This window comes from Sinomonas sp. P10A9 (genome assembly GCF_041022165.1).
Classification (GTDB): domain Bacteria; phylum Actinomycetota; class Actinomycetes; order Actinomycetales; family Micrococcaceae; genus Sinomonas; species Sinomonas puerhi.
The window spans coordinates 695164-719559 of the sequence record NZ_CP163302.1; the positions used below are offsets into that span (position 1 = coordinate 695164).

Below are 24396 nucleotides of genomic sequence, written 5' to 3' on the forward strand. Positions count from 1 at the left end.
TCTTCAGGCGACATGCGGCGCTGCAGGGACGCCCGCTGTCAGAACGGCTGGAACGCCCTGAGTGTCAGGAGGTGGATGTCTGCATTGCTGCACGCCGTTGCGGGGGCGGGGATGAACAGCGAGCCGTAGTCCTCCGGCGGGTACACGCGGTAGCCGGCGGCCGTGACGACGGTGCAGCCCTGGAAGTTGCCCGCCTGATGCAGGCCGAAGTCCGCGGCCCCGCTCTGTTCCGGCTGGAGCACGATCGGCACCACGGCCACCGATGTGTCCCTGTCCGCCGGCGCACCGATCGGATCGCCGGTGGGCCCGTTGGTGAGGGAGACCCCGGCGAAGCCCTCGAGCAGGCACGCCGTCTGCGACGTGTTCTTCAGGGCGATCTTCTGGTAGACGGTTCCCGCGGCTCCGCCACCGCCGGGTTGGAGGCTTCCCTCGAGCTGGGTCGAAAGGCACCGCGCAGGGCCGCCCGCGACGGGGGTGCCCGTGTCGCTCGGTGACCCGGAGCCGCCGCCTGACGGCGTCCCGCTAGGCGAAGCGCTCGGGGACTGGGTTGCTGAGGGCGACGGCGATCCGGCGGTCTGCGACGAGGACGGTGCCGTCCCTCCCGAGCCGCAGCCGGCAAGCGCCGCAGCGAGCACGAGGGGTGACGCGAGGACGAAGGCGCGTTGGAAGCGGTTCATAGTCCCACGATTCACTCCAGTCACACTGGCGTCAAGGCACAATACGACCACGGTCCGAGGACACATCGGCCAACGGGGTCGGACCGCGTGGGGTGCACGCGGACCGACCCCGGGCTGCAACGGCTGCGAGTGGCCGACTACGCCCTGCGGCCCCGCGTCCGGAAGAGTGCCACGCCGCCGAGGAGCAGCCCGGCCAGGCCGGCGCCGAGGCCTACCCAGCCTGCGGCGCTGCCGCTCTCGGCGGTCGTCGAGGACGCCGGTTCGGCGGTGGCAAGGGCCTCGGTGGCGGTGTGGCCCGCGTGGGTGCCGCCCGCACTGGCCGCCGTGGCCGCCGCCGTCACAGTGATCGAGGGCGCGGGTGCCTTGAGCGAGTCATGGTCCTGGCCGGCAGCCGGGATCTCCTTCCAGTCGGTCTGGCCCTGCTCGCAGGTCTGCAGCGTCGGGAAGTACAGTGACCGGCCCGCGGCGTCGGCCGGGAGCTTGAGGCTTAGTACGAACGTGTCTCGCTGGTGGGGGTCCAGCGGTGTTTTGGCCGTGTAGACGATCTGCCCGGTCCGCTGGGTGATGGTGGCGCCGTCGGCCGTCTTCTGCGGCGTGTCGAGCTTCTGCGTGACCTTCTCGACCGTCCAGTTCGGGTTGACCGTGGGCGTGGCGTCGGCGATCTCGGCGGGGAGCGAGATGGTGAGCTTTGTGGTGGGGCTGTCGCCGCAGCCATGCGGGATGGCCAGGGTGAGGAGGGTGGAGGAGCCCGCCGCGGTGGACGTGGGGTCGATCCCCACGTGCGCGGATGCCGCACCGGCTGCGGCTAGGAGGAGTCCGCCGGCGACGACGGCGGGGGCAACGGCGCGGGTGGCGCGGCGGGTTCGGGTGGTCTGGGTGGTGGTGTTCACAGCATGCCTTTCGCGGCGCGCAGCAGCGCGCCGGCGTGTCAGAAGGGTCCAGTGGCGGCGCCGCCGGAAGCCGGGGCGCTGGTCAGGCGAAGGCGGGTGCTGCGCGGGGCGGCCCGCGTTGGGGCGGCGGCGCCAGCTCGCGCCACGTCCGCGCGTGGCGCACGGGGGCTGCGGCGAACGGCCGGGGCGGGGCGGAAGCCACGACGGCGACCGGCTCCGGCAGGCGCGTGAGGGTCCTGAGCCACTCGGCCATGGCGGCCAGGGCCTGCTCGACGTTCCGGATCACGAGGGCACAGGCCAGCGTCGCGGCGATGTGCAGTCCGAGCATGAGCGTGGACGTGTGATCGTTGGCGGCGGAGAGGGACGGCTCGGCTCCGAGCGATTCGAGCGCCGACAGTGCGTCGGCGCTGTGCTGGTGCCGTCCCCTCGCGAGCGTCGAGGCGGCCGACGGCGCGGCGGCACCTGCCGGGGCGAGCGCGGTGAACGCTTCATGCAGGACCACTTGGCCTGCGCCGAGGGCCGCGATGAGCCCGGGGAGCCGCAGCGGCAGTCGGGCGACCGCTGCCGACACCAGGACTGTGAGGGCGACGAGCGCGCCGAGGATGAGCGGGTGCGGGAGGTCGCCGCCCGCCCACGCGTGCGCCCCGGCGGCGAGGGCCGTGATCGAGCCGCCGAGCGCCGTCGTGCGCAGGGAACGCCGGAGGGAGCCGGGGGCGGGCACGGTGTCGCGTCGACGCATCATGTGCCTCCCTGCTCTTGGCCGGTCCCCGTGGTGTGGAGGCCAATTCTACCGACCGTAGAGCTCGCTGCAGACGTCTACCTGAAAGAGGCTCCCGTGGATTGTTCGTGTCCGGGCCCCGGCGGTCAGCGTTCTCAGGCCGCCGGCTGGGCCTGGCCTCCGGGTGCGCTCGCTGTTGGCGGCCCAGACGCCGCTGCACGTTTGGCGGCCCAGGAGGCTGCCGCGGTCGTGCCTCCGATCGTGACCAGCGCTCCCAACAGGAGGGCGGCGTCCTCCCCAGCTGCGAGCACGCCGAGGCTGTGGCCGATCGTCGCGGCGGCCACGGGCACGCCGAGCTGCGCCGCGGAGGCGATCGCGAATGGCAGCGGAAGGCCCGCGAGCCGGTTGGCAGCGTGTGCCACGACTGCGCCGACGCCAAGGAGCAGGCCGAGCAGGATCATCTGCGGGTGGCCGCCGAGCTGGCGGAGGTCGATCGACGCGCCCAGCCAGACGAAGAAGACCGGGCCGAGGAAGCCGTCGTTGAGCGCGAACAGCTGCCGAGCGAGGCGGCGCGGCTCCCCGACCGCGGAGACCGCGAGGCCGAACGCGAACCCCGCGAGCATGATCGACACGTGGGTGAAAACGGCCAGACCGGCCAGCGCGAACAGGATTGACAGCTGGATGCGCAGCTCGAGCGCAAACTTCCTCGCCTCCGACATGTCGTGGAGGCGTTGGCGTGATCCGTCGTTCTCGAAGCGCCGCAGCCCCCACCAGAGGACGACGGCGCACACGGCCACAGCGAGAGCTCCGAGGGCCTTCGGACCGGCGTTGGCGGGATCGATGGCCAGCGGGAGTGCAACGATCGCGGCGACGTCCGCGAGGGCCACCTGTGCGGTCAGTTCGAGGACGCTCGGGCCGCTGAGCTTGAGCGAGTCGATGATGGGCAGGACCAGGGCGGCCGACGACGACGCCATGAGAACCACGTACAGGGGCGCATTCGCCGACCCCAAGAGGATGGCGACGCCGATTCCGAGCGCCGCGGCCAGGACCGCCGTGATGACGACGCGGAGCGCGCCCTTGCCGACCGCGTCGCGGATCGTGCGGTCGCGCATCGGCACGTGCGTGCCGGCAACGAACATCATGAGCGCGAAGCCGATATCCGCCAGGAACGTGAATGTCTCGTTGCCCGCGTTGACCCAACCCAGAAGTGACTTGCCGACGATGACACCGGCGAGGAGCTCGCCCAGGACGAGCGGGAGGTGCCATGACCGCTTTGCGGCGAGTGCGGGGCCCAGGAGCGCGACGACACAGATGAGGGAGAGCTCAACGAACGACACGTGGGCCGTGCCTCACGCGCTCCGGGCGGGGAAGTCCGCGATCTTCACGGGGATGTCCGTGTTCTCGTCCACGTGGTAGCTCGCACACACCCGGTGGTAGCCGTCGGCAACCTGCAGCACCTTCCCAGAGGAGAGGTCTCCGCGGACGAGCAGGATGGGGGAGAGCTTGTCGCCCTTGTGGACCTTGACGAGGTCGGACCGGACGTGGGCGTTCGTTTCCTCGAGCAGCGCGAGACCGGAGGCACGGAGGATGTCCTTGGCCTTCTGGTGCGTGACCGGTGCCTTGCGGAGCGCCTCGACCAGGGCCTTGACATTTTTCGGCCCCGCAAGCAGCTCAAGGTAGGCCGCGGCGGCGGGGTAGTCATGCTCTTCCGGCGCGTCGAGCCATTTCACGGCCAGCGGCTTCCCGTTCTCCGATTTCCCACCCATTGACGCTCTCCTCTTCGACCTCGTGTGGCCTGCATCATACGCTGGAGAGCTGGCGGTCGGGGAGATGACGAAGGCCCCTGTTTCCCCGGGATACCGGGGCCACAGGGGCCTTCGTGCTGGGCGGTGGTGGAGGGATTTGAACCCCCGTTGGGTTGCCCCAAACATCATTTCGAGTGATGCACCTTCGGCCGCTCGGACACACCACCAGCAGGCATCAACTCTACCGGGCGGTGGCTTCAGCGCCAAACTGAGGATCCTGAGGCGCCCGTGTCGGGTGGGTCAGAGGTACGCGGCGGCCGTCCACAGATGGACCAGGGCATACGCGCGGAACGGGCGCCAGACCTCGCTGCGGGCCGCCGCCTGCGCGGCCGATATCCCCCCGAGTGCGCGTCGGAGCACCAGATCGCCCGGCGCGAACGCGTCAGGGTTGCCGGTGCGAACCTCGAGGTAGTCGACCGTCCACGGTCCGATTCCGGGCAGCGCGAGCAACTCGTCCCTGGTGAGTGGAGGCGTTGCGGCATCGTTCTCCGTGGTGTTCTCGGCCCCGCGGCGATCGGCGAAGGCCAGCGCCACCGCATGCACCGTCCGCGCCCTCGCCGCCGTGAGCCCGACGGCGGCCCGTAGCTCCCCGGGATCTGTGCCGGCGAGGTGCGCGGGGCGCGGGAAGAGCAGGAGGCCGCCTGGTCCGGGCGTGCCGTAGGAGGCCACGAGCCTGCCAGCGAAGGTCCGACCGGCCGCGAGCGATACCTGCTGCCCCAGGACCGTTGTGACGGCTGTCTGGAACGCGTTCGTTGTGCCGATGACCCGCAGGCCCGGGCGGGCCAGGACGAGGGGCCGGAGATCGGGGTCGCCGACCAGCGCGGCCCGCACGTCGTCCAGATCCGCGTCGAGGTCGAGCCACGTTCGGACGGCAGCCAGGGCTTCTCCTTCGGCTTCCCGGGGACCCTCCAGGGTTACGTCCACGCCCGACGCACTTAGTCTGACCGACACGGCCAAAGGGCCATGGGTCGTGCGGACGAGCCGCTCGTGGATGCCCGCGCCTGCTTGCGTGCGCTCGGCGCCCGGAATCGAGTGTGCGGCCAGGCTCGCGAGCATCGCGGCGGGCTCAAGGCCCCCGTTGGCTTCGACGTGTATGGGTTTTGACTCCGCGTCCCAGCGCTCGATGACCGGGGGTCTTGCTTCGCTGGGCCCGGCCACCGTCAGCAGGCTTCTGTCCAGATGCCCGAGCTGCCGCGCCGGTGGCTGCCCACGAGGTGGGTGTCGATGATGCCGATGGCCTCCATGAGGGCGAACATGGTGGTCGGTCCGACGAACGCGAACCCTTTCTTCCTGAGGGCCTTCGAGAGTGTCACCGACTCGGGGGATGAGGAGGGGATGTCGGCATATGAGCGCGGAGCGGGTGTCTCGGCGGGCTGGAACGACCAGACGAACTCCACGAGGCCGCCCTCCTCGCGCAGAGCGAGGGTGGCCTTGGCGTTGGTGATGGCCGCATTGATCTTGGCGCGGTTCCGCACGATGCCCGCGTCGAGCATGAGCCGCTCGACGTCGTCCTGCGTGAAGAGGGCCACAGCCTCCGGATCGAAGTCTGCGAACGCTGCGCGGAATGCCGGCCGCTTCCGAAGGATCGTGGCCCAGGACAGGCCCGCCTGGAAGCCCTCGAGGGAGATGCGTTCGTAGAGACCCTGCTCGTCCGTCACGGGCATGCCCCACTCGGTGTCGTAGTACTCGCGCATGAGGGTGTCCACGCTGGCCCAGGACGGCCTCGCGAGGCCGTCCTCGCCCGTGACGAGTGCTGCCTCACTCATGGGTGCTCTCCTTCTGCTCCAGTCCAGTGACTCTCAGGGTGATGTTGATGCGCCCCGCCCCCATGCCGCATCCGGCGGGTGCACTGCAGGGGTAGGTCTTCATGACTCCGTGGTAGGCGAGGCGGGACGGCCCACCGAAAACGAACAGATCGCCGGAGGCGAGAGTCAGGTCCTCATAGGGCCTGGTGCGCGTCTCGGTGTTGCCGAAGCGGAACAGGCACGAGTTGCCGATAGACAGGGAGACGACGGGCTCGAGCGAGATTTCATCCTTGTCCTGGTGCATGCCCATCTTGGCAGCATCGTCGTAGTAGTTCACGAGTGCGGTATCCGGCGCATAGCCCGCGGCCTCCGGGCCGTTCCCATAGGCCTCGGCCACCGCGAGGCGCCCGACTCGCACGAGCCACTCCGGTAAGGCCGAGACGCGGACGCCGTTCACGTCGGTTGCCTCGCGCGTATAGCGGTACGGCTGCCAGTGCCAGCCGAGGCAGACCGTCTTGACGGACATTTCATGGCCGCGCACGCTCGCCGCCCGGAGGGGGACCGGCCCGGCCGACCACTCGCGGAAGCGGTCAGCGATCCATGCCTGCTGAGTAAGGCTCAGCCAGCCGGGCACATGGACGGCGCCGGGTGTGAGCTCCCGGCGGGGCCGCTCGAGGAGCTCGTCGCCGAACAGAGCCGTTGTCACGCTGCCGCCGCCTCGAGCGCCAGCAGAGTTGCCTTTGCCTCAAGGCCGCCGATGTACCCGCCCAGGCTGCCATCGGAGCGTAGGACCCGGTGGCAGGGCACCACGACGGGCAGGGGATTGGTGGCGCACGCCGTACCCACCGCACGCACCGCTTTGGGGTTGCCCACTGCGCGCGCCACCTCGGTGTAGCTTTCGGTGCGCCCGAACGGGATATCGCCGAGGTGGGCAAGGACCGTGCGGCGGAACCCGGCTGAAAGCCGCAGGTCGAGGGGGAGGTCGAAGCGCATGCGCTTGCCGGAGAAGTACTCCTCGATCTCGCGCGCCGCGGATCCGAGGCGCGCGGGTGCTTCAAGGATGCGGGGACTGAGCTTGTCCGAGAGTGATTGCAGCACCGCGTCGAGACCTTCGCGCTCGTACGCGATGCGGACGATTCCGCGGTCTGTGGCGGCGACGAGGAGCCGGCCCACCGGGGAATCGACGATGCGGTACGCCACGTCCACGAGGCCCTCGCGGCTTGCCTCAGCAGCAAGGGAACCACGCAGACGCTCAAGCGTGCCCGGCTCGATGACCGTGAGGTACGGAGGGAAGGCAAGGTCGACCGGGCCCGGCCCGTCCACTGACGCCGTCTGGTCAGGCGGCACGGTCTCAGCGGTGCCCGTCGGCGCGTGGTTGTTCGTGTCAGTGCTGTTCATGACTGTCTCCTTCGGGCAGATCTTCCGAGGTGAGGATGCGGAGCTTCTTGATGCCGTCCGCCGCGGAACGGCGGGCCGCGGCAGGCGTGCCGCCAACGATTGCGGCGATCTCGGTGAAGGGAAGATCGGCCAGGTAGCGGTAGGCGATGACCCGCCGCTGCTTGTCGGGCAGCCGGGCGACGTGGTTCCAGACACCGTCACCGGGCGGGTCCGGAATCCCCAGAGGCGATTCGCGGTCCGGGACTGACTCGATCGGAACGGCGCGCCGAGCCGCGGCCCGGACGGAGTCTAAGGAGCGCCGGTGGGCGATGGTCACGAGCCACGCCTCGATGTTCGCGTCTGCCGGTAGCTCGGTGTAGGCCCGCAGTGCGGAGATGAAGGTCTCCTGCCAGACGTCGTCGGCGTCAAGCGGGCCGACGACTGCGCGGCAGACGCGCAGCACCGCGGCGCCGTGGAGCTCGACGAGCTTTTCGAAGGGCTGTTTCGTGTCCATCACCATGTAGACGCTGCAGGGGCCGGAAGTGTGAGGTCGGGTGTATTGCGACTATCTTTCCACTGACGCACTGGTGGACGGCGCCGAAGGTGCCCAACCTTGGGCCCTACTGGAGCGTCGGTGCCCGCTGCTAGGGTCTCGGCCATGGGGGAAACGCACAGCGGCGGCCCGCCAGCCATCGCCATCTCATCACTCACCAAGCGCTACGGCGACAAGTTCGCCCTCGACGGCATCTCACTCAGGATCACGCCAGGCGAGGTCGCCGCCGTTCTCGGTCCGAACGGCGCCGGAAAGACCACCCTGATCGAGCTCCTGCTGGGCATGAGGACCCCGACGGCCGGCACGATCGAAGTGTTCGGTGCGTCGCCGTCCTCGAGAGCGGTCAAGTCCCGGGTGGGCGCCATGCTCCAGGACACCGGAGCGCCGGATGGGCTCACCGTCAGGGAGATCGTCACTCTGGTCTCGAGCTACTATCCGGTGGGGATTCCTGTGGCCGAGGCCCTCGAGCGCGCCGGCCTCACGGAACACCTGCGGAAGAAGACCAACGAGCTTTCTGGCGGTCTGCGGCAGCGGCTCTCGTTCGCCATGGCAGTCGTCGGGGACCCCGACCTGATGTACCTCGACGAACCGACGGCCTCGCTCGACGTCGCCGCGCGGCGCGAATTCTGGACCCAGGTGCAGGGCTTCGCCGGCCTTGGCAAGACGATCCTCTTCTCGACGCACAACCTCTCCGAGGCCGATGAGTTTGCCCAGCGCCTCATTCTCCTGGACAGCGGCCGCGTCATCCAGGACAGCACGCCCGAGGCCGCCAAGCGCCTCGTGGCCGGCCGCCGGGTGGCCCTCACGACCGACGCACCGCTCGACGTCCTGTCGACGACCGCGGGAGTCATCCACGCCGAGTTCGACGGCGGCGACCCGCCGCCCACTTCAGCGTTGCCGGGGAAGGCGCGCGCCGCCGTCGTGCGCTGCAACAGCCCGGAGGCACTCCTGCGCAGGCTCTTCACGGAGGGCTGGAGCGTTGCGGACCTGACGGTCACCGAGGCGACGCTCGAGGATGCCTTCCTGCACCTGACCGACCGAACGACCAAGCCGCAGCCAAGCGATGGGGGAACGCCGTGACCGCCCTTCCGGAACGTCGCTTGAGCCCGACCGCCCGCCGGGGAGGCGGCCTCGCGGCCGCGCTGTGGGCGCAGAGCTGGACCGAGGTCGTCAAGGTGCTCCGCACGCCCGAGTACCTGGTCGGCGTCGTGGTGCTGCCGGCCATCCTCTTCGCGATGTTCGGCCTCGCCCAGTCGAGCCAGAGACTGCCGTCGGGGACGGGGGTCGGCGTAATCCTCTTCGGATCGTTCTCCTGCTACGGGGTCGTGAGCCAGGCACTCTTCTCGATGGGCGGCGACATTGCGCAGGAACGCGCCAAGGGCTGGCTGCGACGGCTCTTCGCGACGCCCATGCCGATGATCGCCTACTTCGTGGGCAAGCTCGTGCTCAATATCGTCTTCTCCGTAGGCATCGTGCTGCTCATCAGCGCCGTCGCCCTGTTCGGCGGGATCAGGTTCGAGCTCGGGCCGTGGGCCGCGGCATCGGCGATCGCGGTGACGGGGTCGGTCGCGTTCGCCACGACGGGGACGGCCATCGCCTACTGGGTGCGCACACGCGCCGCCACGACGATCGTCAACCTCGTGTTCCTCCCGCTTTCCTTCCTGTCGGGGTACTTCATGCCCCTGTCCGTGCTTCCCAAGGTCTTCAGCGACGTCGCCCCGTGGGTCCCGACGCACCATCTGGGCCTCCTGGTCTGGACCTCGCTCGCGCCGAAGGACGAACTCCACTTCCTGGGGGTCTCCGCGGACTTCAGCCCCCTGCGCAGTTGGAGCATCGTCGTCGGATGGTTCGTGCTCATGACCGTCGTCACGGGGCTCGGCTACCGGCGCGCGGCCCGCCGCGAGCAGCCGTGAAGCCGCGGGACGTCAGCGGTGCGCCGCGAAGAACTCCCGTAGGATCGTCCCGCACTCTTCTTCGAGGACGCCCGGGTACACCTCGACCCAGTGGTTGAGCCGGCGCTCGCGCAGGATGTCGAACACGCTACCGGCGGCCCCGGCCTTCTCGTCCCACGCCCCGAACACGACCCGCGGAATGCGTGCGAGCACGATTGCCCCCGCGCACATCGCGCACGGCTCGAGGGTGACCACCAGAGTGCAGTCGGCCAGCCGCCAGCCGTCGCCCGCGTCGTCGTGCGAGAGGGCGGCAGCGGCGGCGCGGATCGCCTGGACCTCGGCGTGCGCCGTCGGGTCGCCGGTCGCCTCGCGTTCGTTGCGCCCTGCGGCGAGCACGCGGCCATCCGGCCCGATCACGACGGCACCGATGGGCACGTCCCCCGTGGTCTCTGCCGCCTGTGCCTCATGGAGCGCACGCCGCATCCACGACTCGTGGAGAGTCTCCGGCGCAGGCGAGTTGGGTCGGGCGGCGGGCATGGCACCAATGATAGGTTCGGGCCGAGGCAGCCGAGGAACAGCGAGGGAGGCATGATGCGGGAGCGGAGCGCGCTGCACCGCTTCGTCGATGCCCTGGCCCGGAGAGTCGGCCCCAACGCGTCTATGTGGATGCTCCTCGGGGTGGGCGCGGCCCTCGTCGTCGGGTTCTCGTGGGCTGGCGGCGAGGTGTACGAGTCGGTAGTCGAGCATGATGCGCTTGGGGCGCTGGACAAGCCTGTCCTCGACTTCGCCATCACCCTCCGCACGCCCTGGGCCGATGCCGCGGCCACCGCCTTCACGGAGGTCGGCGGCACTGTGATCGCGCCGATCGTCGCCGCCGTGGCGATGATCATCCTCGCCGTGTGGATGCGTCACTGGCTCCCCCTCGTCCTCATTCCGGCTGCAGGGATCGGGGCGCTGCTCGTGACCGTCTTCGGCAAGCAGGTCACCGACCGCGCCCGCCCGCCGCTCGACCTCGCAGTCCCGCCCTACGAGCATTCGCCGTCGTTCCCGAGCGGCCACACCCTCAACGCGACGGTTCTCGCCGGGATCGTCGTCTACCTCATCTGCCTCCAAGTGCACCACGCGTGGGTCCGCGCGGTCGCGATCGGCCTCGGCGGACTGTACGCGCTCGCGATCGGGCTCTCGCGGGTGTTCCTGGGCCACCACTGGCTCACCGACGTTGTCGCCGCATGGTTCCTTGGGTGTGCGTGGCTGACGATCGTGGTCATGGCGCACCAGTTCTTCCATCTCGTTCGGCAGTCGCGCGATGCTGCGGCCCGTGCGGCGGGCGCGCACGACGGCGGTGCCGGACTGCCGCCGTCGGCCTCCTCCCAGCAGGGGTGAGGTGTACGCGGGGGACTGGTAGTTTCTCTGGCATGCGAACTCTCGTCGTCGAGCACCCCCTCGTGGCCCACAAGCTGACCGTCCTGCGGGACAAGAACACGCCCAGCCCCGTCTTCCGCCAGCTGACCGAAGAGCTCGTGACCCTTCTGGCCTACGAGGCGACCCGGGAAGTGCGCACCGAGCCGGTCACGATCGAAACGCCCATCACCACGACGGTCGGCACCGCATTCACGAAGCCGACTCCGCTCGTGGTGCCGATCCTCCGAGCGGGCCTCGGCATGCTCGAGGGCATGGTCAAGCTCGTTCCGACGGCAGAGGTCGGCTTCCTCGGCATGGCGCGGGATGAGGAGACCCTCGATATCGTCACGTATGCCGAGCGCCTCCCCGAGGACCTCACCGGCCGTCAGGTGTTTGTGCTCGACCCCATGCTGGCCACCGGTGGCACCCTCATCGAGGCCATGAAGTTCCTGTTCCGCCGGGGAACAAGTGAGATCACGTGCATCTGCCTGCTCGCAGCGCCCGAGGGCCTCAAGCGGCTCGAGGACAGCCTCGGCGATGCGAATGTCAGGATCGTGCTCGCCTCGGTTGACGAGCGCCTCAATGAGAGGTCCTACATCGTGCCGGGCCTCGGGGACGCCGGCGACCGCCTCTACGGCCTCGCCAAGTAGCCGAGGTTCTGCCCTGGCTCCTGGGGTGCGGTGACCCAGGCGTCAGGGCAGACCAGGAAGTGGCGGGGCGCTCGGGAGGATCCCCGAAGGCTTCGCCAGCGGGACGAGGTTCGGCGACGAGGGCGCCGGGCTCGGCGCGATTGAGGTCCCGTCCACCGGCAGCGTGGGAAGCGGCAGCGCGCTGGCGGATGACCGGCCGTTCGGCACGGTGGAATCCCTGGCCACGGTTGGGGGGTTCGACGCTGGCGCGGTGGTGCTGTCCGGCGAGGGCGCAGCGGGGGCCAGATGGGTCTCGACGGCTGGCGGTGTGCCCGGAGCCGTCGTGGCAGCCGTGCTCGGATGCCCAGCGACGGAACTGATGATGGACGAGATGGCTCCGTCGGCATCCACGCGGTTCTGGGCGACGGCGGCAGCCCCCGCCGTCGCGGCTGCCGCAGCGAAGGCAACGGCCACTGCCGTCACGACCGGGCGGCGACGCCACGAGCGGGCGGAGGCTGTGCGTGCGTTCCGGGCGGCCGCGAGGTCCACGACGGGCGCGGGCTTGGACTCTGCCTCGGCCAGCAGCGCGGCGAGCCGGCGGTTCGGAGGGACCGGACCTGCCTCCGCGAGTGAGCGCAGTTCGGCGAGGACCGGCCGCAGCGAGTGCGCGTCCCCGGCGTCCATGCCGGCGAGGATCTCGTCGACGACGCTCGTCTCGTCCGGATCATGTGCAGAAGTCATGGCCTGCTCAGTTCTGTTGTGGGCACGTGGTTGCGGAGTGCTGTAAGGGCCCGGCGCTGGAGCTGCTTGACCGCTCCGGCGGTCCGATCCATGATCGCCGCAGTCTGCTCGATCGAGAGGTCCGCGACTACACGCAGGAGGAGCACCTCGCGGTAGTCGTCGGGGAGGATGTCGAGGAGTTCGAGCGCACCGCTGGTCTCGACCACCGAGTCCTCGGGGGTCGTTGGGGCCCGGCGAGGGTCGGTCTCCGCTTCGTGCGGTACCAGATGCGGGGTCCGTGCGCGGCGCCGGTGGTGGTCTACTGCGCGGCCGTGGGCGATCGTGAAGGCGAGCGCCTTGGCGCCGTCGAGCCCGCCGGAGACCCCCGGCGAGCCCGCACCCTTGGGCGGCTTCATCCTGGTGTAGAGCGCGAGGAAGACATCGTGCGTGACGGCGTCTGGGTCGTCGACGCCCCGCGCGTGGAGATAGCCCCTGACGGGACCCGAAAACGCGCGGTAGGCGGCCGTGAAGAGCGCGGTCGGGCCACCGTGGCCTTCCACAGTGTCGACGGGCCCGGGGCCTTCTGCTGTCTGCAACCAGCGCATCCTGTTCTTTGACTTTCGGCGCGTCCGCAGTCGGGGAGCGACCCCGCCGCGCGCCTGGGCGGTGTCAGCGGGGTCCCGCTTCCGGCGGGACCCCGCTGGCACGGTGAGCCAGCCTACTACGGGGTGTTACTGGTGAGTTCCCGGCTGGGCTGCTGCCGGGAGCGCCGGCACGGTGGCCGGGAGGGACGGGGTGGACGCCGGTACCGATGGCTCCGACGGCAGCGTGCCCTGGCCCGGGAGGGAGGACGCGGACGGCAGTCCCGGCGTGTTGGGGAGGGCCGCGTTCATGTCCCCGGACCCTGCTCCCTGGGCGGAGGCGGACTGGCCGGCACCGCTGCAGTAGGCGGACAGGTTGGCCTCGCCCTTCGCGGCAAGGACCAGGCTCTTGTAGCCCGCCGAGGCCGCGTCGAGGCTTCCCTGCGCGTTCGCGTGGCAGAGCCCGACGACGTCGAGGTCTGCGGCCCCCGACGCCGTGGCAGACTGCGCGGCGTGTGCCGACGCGTCGCTGGCGGCCTCGGAGGCCGTGGAGGTGGCCGAGCCAGCGGTCTGGGCTCCGCGGGCCTGGCTGTCGGTAGCGGCCTTTGCCGCCGCGGCCGCGGCGGCGGCCTGCGCGTCCTGGACAGGCTCCGGGGCGGGGGCGCCGATCATCTGGTGCGCGACCTGCTGGGCATCGGTGGGCAGCGCGCCGGTGTAGGCAGCGGTGCCGACGCCGCCAACCGTCAGGGCGCCGAGGGCGGCTGCGCCCGCCGCGATCTTGCTCGAGGCGAGCACGGTGAAGACAGACATGGAAAGCTCCTGGGGGTTCGAGGCCAGTGGACAGGCCGCGCTGCGGCGGCCTACATGCTCTGAACCGACCCGCAGCACGGAAAGGTCACTCGCTGCGGAAAAGAATCTTCAGCGGGGCTGCGGACCAATACTGTCCGCAGCGCGTCCGCGAAAGGTTCCGCCCGCCGTCGTGCGCCTCTAGCGTTGGCCGCATGGACTGGAAACTCGAATTGGCCTTCATCCCCGTCAGCGACGTCGACCGCTCGATCGACTTCTACGTCAACAAGGTGGGCTTCCACCTCGACTATGACCAGCGTGTGAACGAGAACCTGCGTTTCGTGCAGATCACGCCGCCCGGGTCCGCGTGCTCGATCGCGTTCGGCGAGGGCCTCGCGCCCGTCCCGCCGGGCACCTCGGCGCTCCAGATCGTCGTAGGCAACATCAACCAGGCCCATGACGAGCTCGCCTCGCGGGGGGTGGCCGTGAGCGATGTCCAGATCCTGGACTGGGGGCACTTTGTGAGGTTCGAGGATCCCGACGGCAACCGGTGGGCCATCCAGTATCTGCCGAACCGTCCCAACGGCTGACCCGGGGCGGGGGAGCAGGCGCCCGGGGAGTGCTACTGGTTCCCGGCCAGCACCGAGGAGAGGTCGTAGTTGACCGGCTCCTCGAGCTGGCCATAGGTGCACGACTCAGGCGTGCGGTCCTCCCGCCACCGCACCCACTGTGCGGTGTGGCGGAAACGGTCGCCCTCCATGTGGTCGTACCTCACCTCGATGACCCGTTCCGGGCGCAGCGGGGTGAAGGAGAGATCCTTGTTCGCGTTCCAGCGGGAGTGGGCCGCCGCCGTCGGAGTGCGGGGGATCGATTGGTCGCGGTTGTCGGGGGTCACGTCGGCGGGCTGCGCCCAGGCCCACGGATGGCCGTCAAACGTCGTGACGAGCGGCTGCAGCTCCGTGAAGAGCTCGCGGCGGCGGGCCATCGGGAAGGCCCCGATGACTCCCACCGAAGACAGCTGGCCGCCCGCGTCGTACAGGCCCAGGAGCAGGGACCCGATGGCGTCGGGCTCGTCCTTGTATAGCCGGTAGCCGGCGAGGACGCAGTCCGCCGTTCGCTCATGCTTGAGTTTGGACATGACCCGCTTGTCCTCGGCGTAGAGCTCTCCGAGGGGCTTGGCGATGATGCCGTCCAGGCCAGCCCCCTCGAACGCACTGAACCACTCGAGGGCCAGAGCGGGGTCCTTGGTCGCCTGGGTGAGGTAGACCGGCGGCTCGGCGTCCTTCAGCGCCTCCTCGAGCGCCGTGCGCCGTTCTCGGAAGGGACGCGCGACGTAGTCGACCTGCCCCAGCGCGAGCAGGTCGAACGCGACGAAGCTGGCGGGCGTCGCAGCGCTGAGCTTGGCGACGCGCGAGGCCGCCGGGTGGATGCGCTGCTGAAGGGCGTCGAAGTTGAGCCGATCCCCGGACGCGGGGTCGATCAGGATGATCTCGCCGTCGATGACGGAGTGGTCGGGCAGGTTCCGCACGAAGGCTTCGACGAGTTCCGGAAAGTAGCGGGTCATGGGCAGGGCGTTCCGCGATCCGATCTCTACCCGGTCGCCGGAGCGCCACACGATGGAGCGGAAGCCATCCCACTTGGGCTCGTACAGGAAGTCGCCTTCGGGGAGCTTCTTCACCGGCTTCGCCAGCATCGGCCCGTACGGAGGCGCGATGGCGGTGCCCCACTCGGCGTCCCGTTCCGCCTTCGGCGCCGTGTATTCGGAGTCCGCACGGTCAGCCTTGCGCCGGCTCGGCGGGACCCGCGGCGGTTCGCCGGGCATCTTGGGGTAGTCGGGCGGGAAATTGAGCTCACCGAGTCCGCGTTCGAGGTCCTGTTCCCACAGGGCCAGCGCGCCAGCGACATCGCCGGGAGCGGCGTCGATGTCCGCCCACGGGCAGTCCCGCGAGGACAGGAGCGCCGGAACCGTGCGGACCGTGAAGTCGCGAGGGTCCGCCTCGGCCAGCTCGTCCCACGTCAGCGGGGTGGAGACCGGCGCGTGCGGCAGGGGCCTGGGCGAGTAGGCGGCGGCGATCGTGCGGTCGCGGTTGGCCTGATTGAAGTCGACGAAGACGCGTTCGCCGCGCTCCTCCTTCCACCAGGACGTCGTCACCAGTTCCGGCATGCGCCGCTCCAACTCGCGTGCGATGCCGATGACGGCGTGCCGCACATCCTGGAACTCGTGCGTGGGCCGGATGCGCGCGTAGACGTGGACCCCCCGATTGCCTGAAATCTTCGCATAGGCGGTGAGGCCGGCCTCTGCCATGACCTCGCGCAGGGCCTGGGCCGCGATGACGGCGTCGCCGAACGCCCGGCCGGGCTGGGGGTCCAGATCGATGCGGAGCTCGTCCGGGTTGTCCAGATTGGCCGTGCGCACCGGCCACGGGTGGAACGTGACCGTTCCCATCTGTGCCGCCCACGCGAGCGCAGCGGGTTCATCGAAGACGAGCTGGTCGTGACGCCGATGCGACGGGTAGGTGCACGTCACAGTCCTCAGGTATGGCGGCGCGCCACGCGGCGGACGCTTCGAGAAGAACTCCTCGCCCTCGATCCCCTCTGGAAAGCGCTGCAGCGTCATGGGCCTATCGCCGTTGAGGTGCAGGAACGGGGATGCCACCGCGATCAGGTACTGGGCCAGGTCGCGTTTGGTGATGGGTCCGCCGCCCTCGACGCCGGGCCACAGCACCTTGTTGGGACTGCTCAGCTTGACCTCTCGAGCGCCGTCGGGCCCGTCCACGTGCAGGATCTCAGAATCCGCCATGCGCCCAACGGTAGCCGCCGCAGCAGCTCTTGCGGCACCCCACGCTCACCCGAGCCCGCGGATGTCCACGAGGCGGCGGTCCGCGGGAGGTTCCACGCGGCGTCGTGCGCCCCTAGCGTGGTGGCAGGGACCCGAGATGGTCTGGGCTGTCGATTGCGCAAGGTCGTACGCGTCGGGTAGGTGAGGGCCAGCCCGGCCCCATCCTTACAAGGAGGAACACGATGTCCGAATACCTGATCCTCATCTACACCGACGAGGCTCGCTTCCCCGAGCCGGTGGGTGACGAGGTCGATCCCAGCTTCCTGAAGTTCATGTCCGACAACCAGCACGTGCTGCTCGGCGGCGCCGGCCTGCAGCGTACTGGGACGGCCACGACCGTCCGCCGCGACGGTGACGGCAGCTTCGCCGTCACGGACGGGGCGTTCGCTGAGACGAAGGAAGCCCTCGGCGGGTACTTTCTCATCGACGTCCCGGATCTTGACGCCGCGATTTCGGTCGCGCGGCAGATCCCGCAGCCGTGGGGCGGCGGGGTGGAGGTGCGTCCACTGCGGGTCCGGTCCTGACGGTGCCGACACGGGCGGAGGTCGCCGCCGCGGTGGCGGAGGCGCACAGGGCGGAGTGGGGCTTCGTCCTCGCTTCGACCCTCCGCTTCGCCGCGAGCATCGACGAGGCGGAGGACGCCGTCCAGGACGCCTACGTGCGCGCCCTCGCCGCATGGGAGTCCACGGGGATCCCCGCCCGGCCCGGGGCCTGGCTGACGACGACGGCCCGTCGCCGCCTGCTCGACGCGCGTCGCCGCGACGCGACCGCAGCCCGCCATCTCCCCGAGCTTGTCGGGCAGGACGACCCCGGCCCGGAACCCGTGGACCCGTCCGATGGTCCGTGGGGCTCGGACAGCCCCGCCGACGACAGGCTCCGCCTCATCTTCACGTGCTGCCACCCGGCGCTGGCGCCCGAGGCACGCGCGGCGCTCACGCTCCGGCTCCTGTGCGGCCTCACGACGGCGGAGATTGCGCGCTGCTTCCTCGTCTCCGAGCCGACGATGGCGGCACGGATCACCCGCGCCAAGAAGAAGATCGCACAGGCCCGCATCCCCTACCGCGTCCCGAGCATCGACGAGCTCCCCGAGCGGCTGGAGACGGTCCTCGACGTGGTGCACATGATCTTCACGGTCGGCCACACGGCCCCCGCCGGAGAAGACCTCGTGCGGGCCGATCTGATGGAGCGAGCCCACGAGACGGCCCGCCTGCTCCACCGCCTCCTCCCTGAGGAGCCCGGCCCCGCCGGACTCCTCGCGCTCATCGTCCTCACGGACGCGCGCCGCGCCGCCCGCCTCGGGGCGGACGGCGCGTTCATCCCCCTCGAGGACCAGGACCGCGCCCTATGGGACCGCCGGGCCATGCGCGAGGGGACGGCGCTCGCGAAGGAGGCGCTGCGCCGTCGCCCCCTGAGCCGGTTTGCGCTCATGGCGGCCATCGCGGCGGTGCATGACGAGGGGTCGAGTTGGGAGGCCACGGACTGGCGCGAGATCGTTGGACTGTATGACGTTCTCCTCGGGCTCTGGCCGTCCCCCGTCGTGGCGCTCAACCGGGCCGTCGCGGTCGGATTCGCGGACGGCCCCGCGGCGGGTCTCGCTGCCATGGCCCGGCTCGAGTTCGAGCCGCAGCTCGCCCGCTATGGCTACTTGGCAGCCGCCCGAGCCGACTTCCTGCGGCGCATCGGGAGGCTCGACGAGGCGCGGATCGCCTACGAGGAGGCGCTCGTTCTCACGGACAACGAGGTCGAGCGGGCCTACCTCGAACGCAGGCTCGGCGGCGGCTGAGCAAGCGCTCGCCCTTGGGGCGGGCCCCCGGGGCGTACCGTCCGCCCGCGGATCACCCCAGCTGGTATACCGTGGCGCCGCCGATGGTCTGTGCCGTGTAGTTCGCCTGGACCCACGCCGCGATCTGCGCAGCCGCATTCGAGCCGGAGCTGCCTCCCATGATGCTCGCGGGGATGAACCAGTGGATCTTCTTCTGCGCCACGAGCTGCTGGAACTCGGCGAGGGTGGGCGAGGGGTCGGTGCCGTTGAACCCGCCGAGCGCCATGACGGGCAGGCCGGACGCCAGCTGGTAACCGGCTGCGTTGTTGGATCCGACGACCGCCGCGGCCCACGTGTACGCGGACGCGTCATTCTGCAGGGCGGCCGTGAGCCCGGACGACGGCGTGCTCGCGCCGAGGAGCCCGCCGGCGCCTCCGCGACCGCCGCCCAAGCCGCCTTGGCCCGTGCCACCGGGGCCCGTCCCACCCGTCTGGCCGAAGCCCTGCGGGGCTGCGGCGCCGCCCTGGCCGAACTGTCGCTGGGCCTGGCCGAGCCCTGGGTTGAGCCGGCCGCGGCCCCCGAACCCGAATCCTGAGGACGGCCCGGCACTCACGATCGCGCCTGTGTGGGGGGTCGAGACGGTCTGCACGGTGAACGCGAAGGGCCCGGCGAGGGACGCGACGAGGGCGAGTGCCGCCGTCGTGCGCGGAGCCCACGCCACCCAGCGCGGGGCGAGGCGGGCGCCGAATGCGGGGGCCAGCACGCCGAGGGCCGCGAGGATCCCCGCCACGACGAGGACGGGCGGCAGCCACGCGAGGAAGCCCGTCGCGCGGCCCACCAGGAGGGCGCCCATGAGGCCCGAGGCCAGAACCCCCGCGGCGAGCGCGGCGGCCTCGAACCGCGCGCGCCGGCGCTGCCACAGGATCCCGCCGCCGATGCCGACGAGCGCTGCGATGCCGGGGGCGAGGGCCACCGAGTAGTACTCGTGGATGATGCCCGCGGCGAGGCTGAATGTGAGGCCCGTGACGAGGACCCAGCTGCCCCACAGGATCACGGAGGCACGCACTGGATCGGTGCGCGGCGCGCGTCGGCCGGCCCACAGGACGGCTGCGCCCACGAGGAGCGCGCTGGGCAGGAACCATGCGATCTGGCCGCCGAACGAGTCGGAGAACAGCCGCATGAGCCCGGTCTGGCCCCAGCCATTGCCGCCGCCCACCGAGCCGACCTCGCTGCCGTCGAGCCGGCCGAAGCCGTTGTATCCGAACGTGAGCTCGAGGATCGAGTTGGTCTGGGAGCCGCCGATGAACGGCCGCGCGCTCGCCGGAGTGAGCTCGACCGCAGCGATCCACCAGCCCGCGGCCACGATCATTGCCCCAAGCGCGGCCAGCAGGTGGAGGAGCCGGCGCCCGAGCCCGTGCGGGGCCGCCCACACGTACGCGAGGGCGAACCCCGGAACCACGAGCAGCACCTGGAGCTGCTTCGTGAGGAACCCGAGCCCTAGCAGGACACCCGCGAGGACGACCCACCTCGCCTTCGCGTCCTGCACGGAGCGCACGGTGGCGTAGGCCGCCGCGGTCATGAGCAGCACGAGCAGCGCGTCCGGGTTGTTGAACCGGAACATGAGCGCCGCGACCGGCGTCAGGGCGAGCACGACGGCGGCCAGCAGGCCCGCGCGGTGGGCTGCGGTCTCGCTTCCGGTCGCTGGGCGGACGGCGCGCCGCACGGCGAGGTACAGGATCCACGCCGTGGCCACGCCCATGAGGACCTCGGGGACGAGGATTGACCATGAGCTGAGCCCGAAGACCCGCACTGACACGTCCGTGATCCACAGCGAGGCGGGGGGCTTGTCCACCGTGATCGAGTTCGCCGCATCCGAAGATCCGAAGAAGAACGCCTCCCAGTTCTGGCTTCCGGCCTGGGCGGCCGCCGAGTAGAAGGCGTTGGCCCAGCCGTTCGCCGAGAGGTTCCACAGGTAGAGCGCGGCCATCGCCACAAGCACGACGACGAGTTCCAGCCGCCGCCGGACGGCTCCGGCCGCCGCAGCCGGCCGCACCGCTGAACCCGCGAGACGTGACCTCCAGGAGGTGACTCCCAGACGGGGCGGGCGGGGCGTCCGACCCCCGGTCGGGGTCGAGACGGGGGACTCGTAGTCGAGCGAGCTGGACATCAGCCCACCAGCTTGTAGACGGTGGTGGAGCCAACGGTCTGCGCCTGGAAGTTCGCCTCGACCCACTGGGTGATCGCCGAGGTGTCGCTGCCCCCGCGGCCGCCGAATCCGCCGCCCATGCCCCCGCCCGCGATGAAGTAGGTGACATCGCCCTTGGCCACGAGGGCCTTGAACTCGTCGAGGCTCGGGTACGGGTCGCTGCCGGTGAAGCCGCCCATGGCGATCACGTTCGTGTTCGAGGCGAGCTCGAGGCTCGCCGCCGAGTTGGAGCCGTTGGTCGCCGCGGACCACTTGGTGGTGGTCTGCTGCAGGAGTGCGACGAGTTCGCTCGATGCCGTGCCGCCCTCGGGGCCGCCCTGCTGTCCCGCGCCGGCCTGCGCGGCCGATCCAGTGCCGGTGCCCGTATCCGAGGTCCCGGAACCGGTGCGGTCGCGGAACTGCGTGAAGCCCGCGCCGCGGGCGCCGAAGCCGCCGCTGCCCGTGGGTCCGGAGGTGGGGATCGCGCCGCTGTGCCCGATGGAGGCCGTGGCGAGCGTGAACGAGGCCGTGCCCAGTCCGCCGGCCAGGAGCGCGGCGACGGCGAGGGCCACCGCGCCCGTCTTGAACCGGCCGGACTGGAGGCGGTCCACCCGGATCACGAATCCGGCCGCCGCCAGAACCCCGAGCACCACGATCACGACGCGCAGCCACGGGAGCCAGGACGCGTTGGACCCGAGGAGCACTGCGGTCCAGAGGCTCGTGCCGAGCACCACGACGGCGAGCACGATCCGCGAGGGCCAGTACGCGCGCCCTCGCCACAGCTCGGCCGCGCCGATGCCCACCACACCGGCAATGCCGGGGGCGAGGGCAATCGCGTAGTAGGGGTGCACGGTGCCGGTCATGAAGCTGAACACGCCTGCGGTCACGAGCGTCCATCCGCCCCACACGATGAGGGACGCGCGGACGCGGTCGGTGCGGACCGCGCGGCGGGTGAACCAGAGGCCGGCCACGAGGAGGATGAGTGCTGCAGGCAGGAGCCACGAGATCTCGGTGCCGAAGCTCGAGCCGAACATGCGCAGGATCCCGGCGCTCCCGCCGAAGCCCGCGTTGCCGCCACCCGGTCCGCCGCCTCCGGGCGCGCCGCCCGCGAAGCCGCCGGCGCCAGGGGCTCCCAGACCGCCCGAGGCGGCGGCACCGGCGTCGGCCGCGGACCCGGTTCCCCGAGTAGCGCCGCCGAAGCCCGCCTGCCCTCCCGCTTGGCCTCCCGCTCCGCGGGTGCCGAAGATGCGCGCCAGGCCGTTGTAGCCGAAGGTGAGCTCGAGGAAGCTGTTGGTCTGCGAGCCCGCCATGTAGGGGCGAATGCTCGTCGGGGTGAGTGTGAACGCGAGGATGTAAGCGCCTGCGACGGCGATGATTCCGCCGAGCGCGCCGAACAGGTGCGCGAGGCGTCGGCGCAGCGTGGTCGGCGCGGCCCACAGGTACGCGAGCCCGAGGGCGGGGACGATGACGACGCCCTGGAGCATCTTGGTCAGGAACGCGAGGCCGATGACTGCACCCGCAGCAGCGAGCCACTTCCAGCTGGCCTTCTCGATCGCGCGAACGGTCAGGTAGGCGGCGAGCACGAGGCAGAACGTGAGCATCGCGTCCGGGTTGTTGAACCGGAACATGAGCGCCGCAACCGGTGTGGCCGCGAGCACGCCGCCCGCGATGAGCCCCGCCGCGGGGCCGCTCACGCGCTTGACCGCCGCGTACATGAGGGCCACCGACGCGACGCCCATGAGCGCCTCGGGCAGGAGCATCGTGAACGAGTTGAAGCCGAAGATGCGTCCCAACAGGCCGGGGATCCAGAACGCGGCCGGGGGCTTGTCCACGGTGATGGCGTTGCCGGCATCGATCGAGCCGAAGAACCACGCAGTCCAGTCCTTGCTGCCGGCCTGGATCGCGGCGGCGTAGAACTCGTTGGCCCAGCCGGAGTTGGTGAGGTTCCACAGGTAGACGAACGCCGAGGCGACGATGAGGCCGAACGCCGACGGGCGCACCCACCGGGGCTGGTCCCTCCCGAAAGCGACGCGGCGCCAATCGGGCCGCCCTCCGGCGCCCGCGGTGAGCGGACGACGGCGGGAGGCGCCCGACGTCGTGCGCTCGCCGGGGGTGGCTGGAGACTCGGTGGTGGTGTCCGGGGACCCCGGGGTTCCGGGGGAGGACGTGGTGCCGGGTGCTACGGAGGTGGTCATGGGGTTGGCCTTTCGGTCAGCAGGTTTCGTCTGGGGGTCACCTTCTGGAGGTCACCTTCTGGAGGTCACACCCTGAGGGTGTGGGCGGCGTCGGAAGACCCAATGGCGGAAGAGGAGGAACTTGACGGCGGTCGCGGCGAGGTTGGCGACGATGAGCACGCCGAGCTCGATCCACGTGGCGGGGTGGGTGAGCGAGTGGACCCACGCGAGGGCGCCCGCCGTGAGCGCCCAGCCGATTGCGAAGACGATGAGCCCCTCGAAGTGGTGACGGCCAAGCCGTGCTGAACCGAGCACGCCGAACGTGAAGCGCCGGTTCGCTGCCGTGTTGGCCACCGCCGTGATGAGGAGGGCGACGAAGTTGGATGCCTGGGCGTCCATGAACTCGCGGCCGAGCACGTACAGCGCCGCGTAGGCGAAAGTCGAAACGAGCCCTATCACCGCGAACCGCGAGAGCTGCCCGAAGAGGCTCTGCCGAGGGCCGGCCTCGGCCAGGCGCTCGCCGGCCGGCAGCGGACCGCGGGCCAGAGCCGCACGGAGCTCGGCGAGGGGGATCCGGCCGCGGGCCATGTCCGTGGTGAGGCGGTACATGCCGCGGAGGTCGTCGAGGGCGGTGCGGACGATGTCGACCTTCGAGTTGGGATCGTCCGTCCAGTCCACGGGAACCTCGTGGCAGCGCAGCCCGCAGCGCTCGGCGATCACCAGCAGCTCGGTGTCGAAGAACCACGCCGTATCGAGGGTGTGGGGGAGCAGCTGCTGGGCCACATCGGCCCGGATGGCCTTGAACCCGCACTGCGCGTCGGAGAAGCCGGCGCCCATGAGGGAGTGCAGGAGGAAGTTGTAGGAGCGCGAGACGAATTCGCGCTTGGGCCCGCGCACCACGCGGGACGTCCGTGCGAGGCGCGTGCCGATCGCGAGGTCCGAGTGGCCGGACAGCAGCGGGGCCACAAGCGGGCCGAGCGCGTTCAGGTCGGTCGAGAGGTCCACGTCCATGTACGCGAGGACCGGTGCGTCCGAGGCGAGCCACACGGTGCGCAGCGCGTTGCCGCGGCCCTTGCGCTCGAGATGCACCGCGCGGACCTCAGGGAGCTCGCGGGCCAGCCGCTCGGCCACGCGCAGCGTGCCGTCCGTCGAGGCGTTGTCCGCGATCGTGATGCGGAAGCCGTGCTCGAAGGCTCGTCCGAGGTGGGCGTGGAGCCGGCGCACGCACTCCTCGAGGTCCGTCTCCTCGTTGTACACGGGGATCGTCACGTCCAGGACCGGGATGCCGGCGGCGTCGAGCGCGGCGACGTCGATCGCCGTGCCGGGCCGAAGGCGGGGAAGCTGGGGCGTGTCGGCGTGGAATCCGGGATGCAGGACGACGCCGCCCGCCGCTGGCGGGATCGGCCCGCCGGAGCCCGTGGCCGGGTTTGTTCCCGTGGCCGGGGCGCTGGCGGCGGCTTCCGTGAGGGTGGGGTCCGTGAGCGTCATGAATCCACTGTCCCGTTCGGGGTTGTGACGGTCTTAGAGCGATCCTGTGCGCCGACTGTGAGGGGCAAGAGCGCGCGGGGGCGGGGAGGATTCGGTCTGGGCCGAATCGTTCAGACATGTCGGAGGGCGGGCCTAGAGTGTCCTCGTGACATACACCACTGCTGCTCGGGTGAT

Annotated in this window: 25 protein-coding genes and 1 tRNA gene; 7 read left to right on the forward strand and 19 right to left on the reverse strand. The window is 70.6% G+C overall.

Going from position 1 to position 24396, the window contains the following annotated elements:
* Window positions 1-38: 38 nt before the first annotated feature.
* The 11 genes from AB5L97_RS03155 to AB5L97_RS03205 all read right to left on the reverse strand — a co-directional run bounded on the left by AB5L97_RS03155 (window position 39) and on the right by AB5L97_RS03205 (window position 7726).
* Entirely contained in the window at window positions 39-677 is a 639-nt protein-coding gene (locus AB5L97_RS03155) for a DUF4232 domain-containing protein (RefSeq protein ID WP_369046427.1), read from the reverse strand.
* 137 nt (window positions 678-814) lie between these two features.
* Window positions 815-1567: a YcnI family protein gene (locus AB5L97_RS03160; protein WP_369046428.1), complete on the reverse strand. Its 753-nt coding sequence runs from the start codon at window positions 1565-1567 to the stop codon at window positions 815-817.
* 82 nt (window positions 1568-1649) lie between these two features.
* Window positions 1650-2309 carry a hypothetical protein gene (locus AB5L97_RS03165; protein ID WP_369046429.1) on the reverse strand — a complete coding sequence of 220 codons (660 nt, stop codon included), beginning with the start codon at window positions 2307-2309 and terminating at the stop codon, window positions 1650-1652.
* Between the two features lie 131 nt (window positions 2310-2440).
* Window positions 2441-3622: a cation:proton antiporter gene (locus AB5L97_RS03170; protein WP_369046430.1), complete on the reverse strand. Its 1182-nt coding sequence runs from the start codon at window positions 3620-3622 to the stop codon at window positions 2441-2443.
* Window positions 3623-3634: 12 nt separating this feature from the next.
* Complete coding sequence (locus AB5L97_RS03175) at window positions 3635-4051, reverse strand: hypothetical protein (RefSeq protein ID WP_369046431.1); 417 nt, start codon at window positions 4049-4051, stop codon at window positions 3635-3637.
* A gap of 121 nt (window positions 4052-4172) precedes the next feature.
* Window positions 4173-4257, reverse strand: a tRNA-Ser gene (locus AB5L97_RS03180).
* Between the two features lie 73 nt (window positions 4258-4330).
* The gene (locus AB5L97_RS03185; protein ID WP_369047342.1) at window positions 4331-5146 is read right to left on the reverse strand and encodes a DNA-3-methyladenine glycosylase family protein; all 816 of its coding nucleotides are present in this window, start codon (window positions 5144-5146) and stop codon (window positions 4331-4333) included.
* A 104-nt stretch (window positions 5147-5250) separates the two neighbouring features.
* Window positions 5251-5856: a DNA-3-methyladenine glycosylase I gene (locus AB5L97_RS03190; RefSeq protein ID WP_369046432.1), complete on the reverse strand. Its 606-nt coding sequence runs from the start codon at window positions 5854-5856 to the stop codon at window positions 5251-5253.
* Complete coding sequence (locus AB5L97_RS03195; RefSeq protein WP_369046433.1) at window positions 5849-6541, reverse strand: alpha-ketoglutarate-dependent dioxygenase AlkB family protein; 693 nt, start codon at window positions 6539-6541, stop codon at window positions 5849-5851. Before AB5L97_RS03195 ends, AB5L97_RS03190 begins: the two co-directional genes overlap by 8 nt.
* Window positions 6538-7233 carry a methylated-DNA--[protein]-cysteine S-methyltransferase gene (locus AB5L97_RS03200; RefSeq protein WP_369046434.1) on the reverse strand — a complete coding sequence of 232 codons (696 nt, stop codon included), beginning with the start codon at window positions 7231-7233 and terminating at the stop codon, window positions 6538-6540. Before AB5L97_RS03200 ends, AB5L97_RS03195 begins: the two co-directional genes overlap by 4 nt.
* Window positions 7220-7726: an RNA polymerase sigma factor gene (locus AB5L97_RS03205; protein WP_369046435.1), complete on the reverse strand. Its 507-nt coding sequence runs from the start codon at window positions 7724-7726 to the stop codon at window positions 7220-7222. Before AB5L97_RS03205 ends, AB5L97_RS03200 begins: the two co-directional genes overlap by 14 nt.
* Window positions 7727-7870: 144 nt before the next feature.
* On the opposite strand from AB5L97_RS03205, the gene AB5L97_RS03210 reads away from it, so the two are divergent.
* Both AB5L97_RS03210 and AB5L97_RS03215 read left to right on the forward strand, forming a co-directional pair.
* The gene (locus AB5L97_RS03210; protein WP_369046436.1) at window positions 7871-8845 is read left to right on the forward strand and encodes an ABC transporter ATP-binding protein; all 975 of its coding nucleotides are present in this window, start codon (window positions 7871-7873) and stop codon (window positions 8843-8845) included.
* 20 nt (window positions 8846-8865) lie between these two features.
* Window positions 8866-9678 (forward strand): ABC transporter permease, encoded by an 813-nt coding sequence (locus tag AB5L97_RS03215; protein ID WP_369046437.1) that lies wholly within the window; start codon window positions 8866-8868, stop codon window positions 9676-9678.
* A gap of 12 nt (window positions 9679-9690) precedes the next feature.
* Here AB5L97_RS03215 and tadA read toward each other — a convergent pair whose 3' ends face one another.
* The gene (tadA, locus tag AB5L97_RS03220; protein ID WP_369046438.1) at window positions 9691-10194 is read right to left on the reverse strand and encodes a tRNA adenosine(34) deaminase TadA; all 504 of its coding nucleotides are present in this window, start codon (window positions 10192-10194) and stop codon (window positions 9691-9693) included.
* Window positions 10195-10248: 54 nt separating this feature from the next.
* Here tadA and AB5L97_RS03225 point away from each other — a divergent pair, with 54 nt between their 5' ends.
* Window positions 10249-11040 (forward strand): phosphatase PAP2 family protein, encoded by a 792-nt coding sequence (locus AB5L97_RS03225; protein WP_369046439.1) that lies wholly within the window; start codon window positions 10249-10251, stop codon window positions 11038-11040.
* A 32-nt stretch (window positions 11041-11072) separates the two neighbouring features.
* On the forward strand, window positions 11073-11708 hold the full coding sequence (gene upp / locus AB5L97_RS03230; RefSeq protein WP_369046440.1) for a uracil phosphoribosyltransferase: 636 nt from the start codon (window positions 11073-11075) through the stop codon (window positions 11706-11708).
* A 42-nt stretch (window positions 11709-11750) separates the two neighbouring features.
* On the opposite strand, the gene AB5L97_RS03235 is transcribed toward upp, so the two are convergent.
* From AB5L97_RS03235 to AB5L97_RS03245, 3 genes are all read right to left on the reverse strand, one after another.
* On the reverse strand, window positions 11751-12428 hold the full coding sequence (locus tag AB5L97_RS03235) for a hypothetical protein (protein WP_369046441.1): 678 nt from the start codon (window positions 12426-12428) through the stop codon (window positions 11751-11753).
* Window positions 12425-13003, reverse strand: coding sequence for an RNA polymerase sigma factor (locus AB5L97_RS03240; RefSeq protein ID WP_307956776.1), 579 nt, complete (start codon window positions 13001-13003; stop codon window positions 12425-12427). Before AB5L97_RS03240 ends, AB5L97_RS03235 begins: the two co-directional genes overlap by 4 nt.
* A 135-nt stretch (window positions 13004-13138) precedes the next feature.
* Window positions 13139-13798 carry a protein tyrosine phosphatase gene (locus tag AB5L97_RS03245; protein WP_369046442.1) on the reverse strand — a complete coding sequence of 220 codons (660 nt, stop codon included), beginning with the start codon at window positions 13796-13798 and terminating at the stop codon, window positions 13139-13141.
* Window positions 13799-13989: 191 nt separating this feature from the next.
* On the opposite strand from AB5L97_RS03245, the gene AB5L97_RS03250 reads away from it, so the two are divergent.
* Complete coding sequence (locus AB5L97_RS03250; RefSeq protein WP_307956774.1) at window positions 13990-14364, forward strand: VOC family protein; 375 nt, start codon at window positions 13990-13992, stop codon at window positions 14362-14364.
* A gap of 32 nt (window positions 14365-14396) precedes the next feature.
* On the opposite strand, the gene AB5L97_RS03255 is transcribed toward AB5L97_RS03250, so the two are convergent.
* Window positions 14397-16574 carry an ATP-dependent DNA ligase gene (locus AB5L97_RS03255; RefSeq protein WP_369046443.1) on the reverse strand — a complete coding sequence of 726 codons (2178 nt, stop codon included), beginning with the start codon at window positions 16572-16574 and terminating at the stop codon, window positions 14397-14399.
* A 221-nt stretch (window positions 16575-16795) separates the two neighbouring features.
* Between AB5L97_RS03255 and AB5L97_RS03260 the strand changes: the two genes are divergently transcribed.
* Together AB5L97_RS03260 and AB5L97_RS03265 are read left to right on the forward strand one after the other, a co-directional pair.
* Window positions 16796-17137 (forward strand): YciI family protein, encoded by a 342-nt coding sequence (locus AB5L97_RS03260; RefSeq protein ID WP_307956772.1) that lies wholly within the window; start codon window positions 16796-16798, stop codon window positions 17135-17137.
* A 2-nt stretch (window positions 17138-17139) separates the two neighbouring features.
* Window positions 17140-18396, forward strand: a complete 1257-nt coding sequence (locus tag AB5L97_RS03265; protein WP_369046444.1) for an RNA polymerase sigma factor — start codon at window positions 17140-17142, stop codon at window positions 18394-18396.
* A 52-nt stretch (window positions 18397-18448) separates the two neighbouring features.
* Here AB5L97_RS03265 and AB5L97_RS03270 read toward each other — a convergent pair whose 3' ends face one another.
* Genes AB5L97_RS03270 through AB5L97_RS03280 form a run of 3 tightly spaced genes read right to left on the reverse strand, consistent with a single transcriptional unit; the run spans window position 18449 to window position 24222 of the window.
* Window positions 18449-20542 (reverse strand): ArnT family glycosyltransferase, encoded by a 2094-nt coding sequence (locus tag AB5L97_RS03270; RefSeq protein ID WP_369046445.1) that lies wholly within the window; start codon window positions 20540-20542, stop codon window positions 18449-18451.
* Window positions 20542-22755, reverse strand: coding sequence for an ArnT family glycosyltransferase (locus AB5L97_RS03275; RefSeq protein WP_369046446.1), 2214 nt, complete (start codon window positions 22753-22755; stop codon window positions 20542-20544). Before AB5L97_RS03275 ends, AB5L97_RS03270 begins: the two co-directional genes overlap by 1 nt.
* Window positions 22756-22806: 51 nt before the next feature.
* Complete coding sequence (locus tag AB5L97_RS03280; protein ID WP_369046447.1) at window positions 22807-24222, reverse strand: glycosyltransferase; 1416 nt, start codon at window positions 24220-24222, stop codon at window positions 22807-22809.
* Window positions 24223-24396: the final 174 nt, after the last annotated feature.

Excerpts from the sequence above, each read along its gene's own strand:
- AB5L97_RS03245 (WP_369046442.1), bottom strand. The coding sequence starts at position 13,798 with ATGTCTGTCTTCACCGTGCTCGCCTCGAGCAAGATCGCGGCGGGCGCA.
- AB5L97_RS03250 (WP_307956774.1), top strand. The coding sequence starts at position 13,990 with ATGGACTGGAAACTCGAATTGGCCTTCATCCCCGTCAGCGACGTCGAC.
- AB5L97_RS03155 (WP_369046427.1), bottom strand. The coding sequence starts at position 677 with ATGAACCGCTTCCAACGCGCCTTCGTCCTCGCGTCACCCCTCGTGCTC.
- AB5L97_RS03235 (WP_369046441.1), bottom strand. The coding sequence starts at position 12,428 with ATGACTTCTGCACATGATCCGGACGAGACGAGCGTCGTCGACGAGATC.
- AB5L97_RS03165 (WP_369046429.1), bottom strand. The coding sequence starts at position 2,309 with ATGATGCGTCGACGCGACACCGTGCCCGCCCCCGGCTCCCTCCGGCGT.
- AB5L97_RS03275 (WP_369046446.1), bottom strand. The coding sequence starts at position 22,755 with ATGACCACCTCCGTAGCACCCGGCACCACGTCCTCCCCCGGAACCCCG.
- AB5L97_RS03280 (WP_369046447.1), bottom strand. The coding sequence starts at position 24,222 with ATGACGCTCACGGACCCCACCCTCACGGAAGCCGCCGCCAGCGCCCCG.
- tadA (WP_369046438.1), bottom strand. The coding sequence starts at position 10,194 with ATGCCCGCCGCCCGACCCAACTCGCCTGCGCCGGAGACTCTCCACGAG.
- AB5L97_RS03270 (WP_369046445.1), bottom strand. The coding sequence starts at position 20,542 with ATGTCCAGCTCGCTCGACTACGAGTCCCCCGTCTCGACCCCGACCGGG.
- AB5L97_RS03225 (WP_369046439.1), top strand. The coding sequence starts at position 10,249 with ATGCGGGAGCGGAGCGCGCTGCACCGCTTCGTCGATGCCCTGGCCCGG.
- AB5L97_RS03190 (WP_369046432.1), bottom strand. The coding sequence starts at position 5,856 with ATGAGTGAGGCAGCACTCGTCACGGGCGAGGACGGCCTCGCGAGGCCG.
- AB5L97_RS03260 (WP_307956772.1), top strand. The coding sequence starts at position 16,796 with ATGTCCGAATACCTGATCCTCATCTACACCGACGAGGCTCGCTTCCCC.
- AB5L97_RS03185 (WP_369047342.1), bottom strand. The coding sequence starts at position 5,146 with ATGCTCGCGAGCCTGGCCGCACACTCGATTCCGGGCGCCGAGCGCACG.
- AB5L97_RS03200 (WP_369046434.1), bottom strand. The coding sequence starts at position 7,233 with ATGAACAGCACTGACACGAACAACCACGCGCCGACGGGCACCGCTGAG.
- AB5L97_RS03210 (WP_369046436.1), top strand. The coding sequence starts at position 7,871 with ATGGGGGAAACGCACAGCGGCGGCCCGCCAGCCATCGCCATCTCATCA.
- AB5L97_RS03205 (WP_369046435.1), bottom strand. The coding sequence starts at position 7,726 with ATGGACACGAAACAGCCCTTCGAAAAGCTCGTCGAGCTCCACGGCGCC.
- AB5L97_RS03255 (WP_369046443.1), bottom strand. The coding sequence starts at position 16,574 with ATGGCGGATTCTGAGATCCTGCACGTGGACGGGCCCGACGGCGCTCGA.
- upp (WP_369046440.1), top strand. The coding sequence starts at position 11,073 with ATGCGAACTCTCGTCGTCGAGCACCCCCTCGTGGCCCACAAGCTGACC.
- AB5L97_RS03175 (WP_369046431.1), bottom strand. The coding sequence starts at position 4,051 with ATGGGTGGGAAATCGGAGAACGGGAAGCCGCTGGCCGTGAAATGGCTC.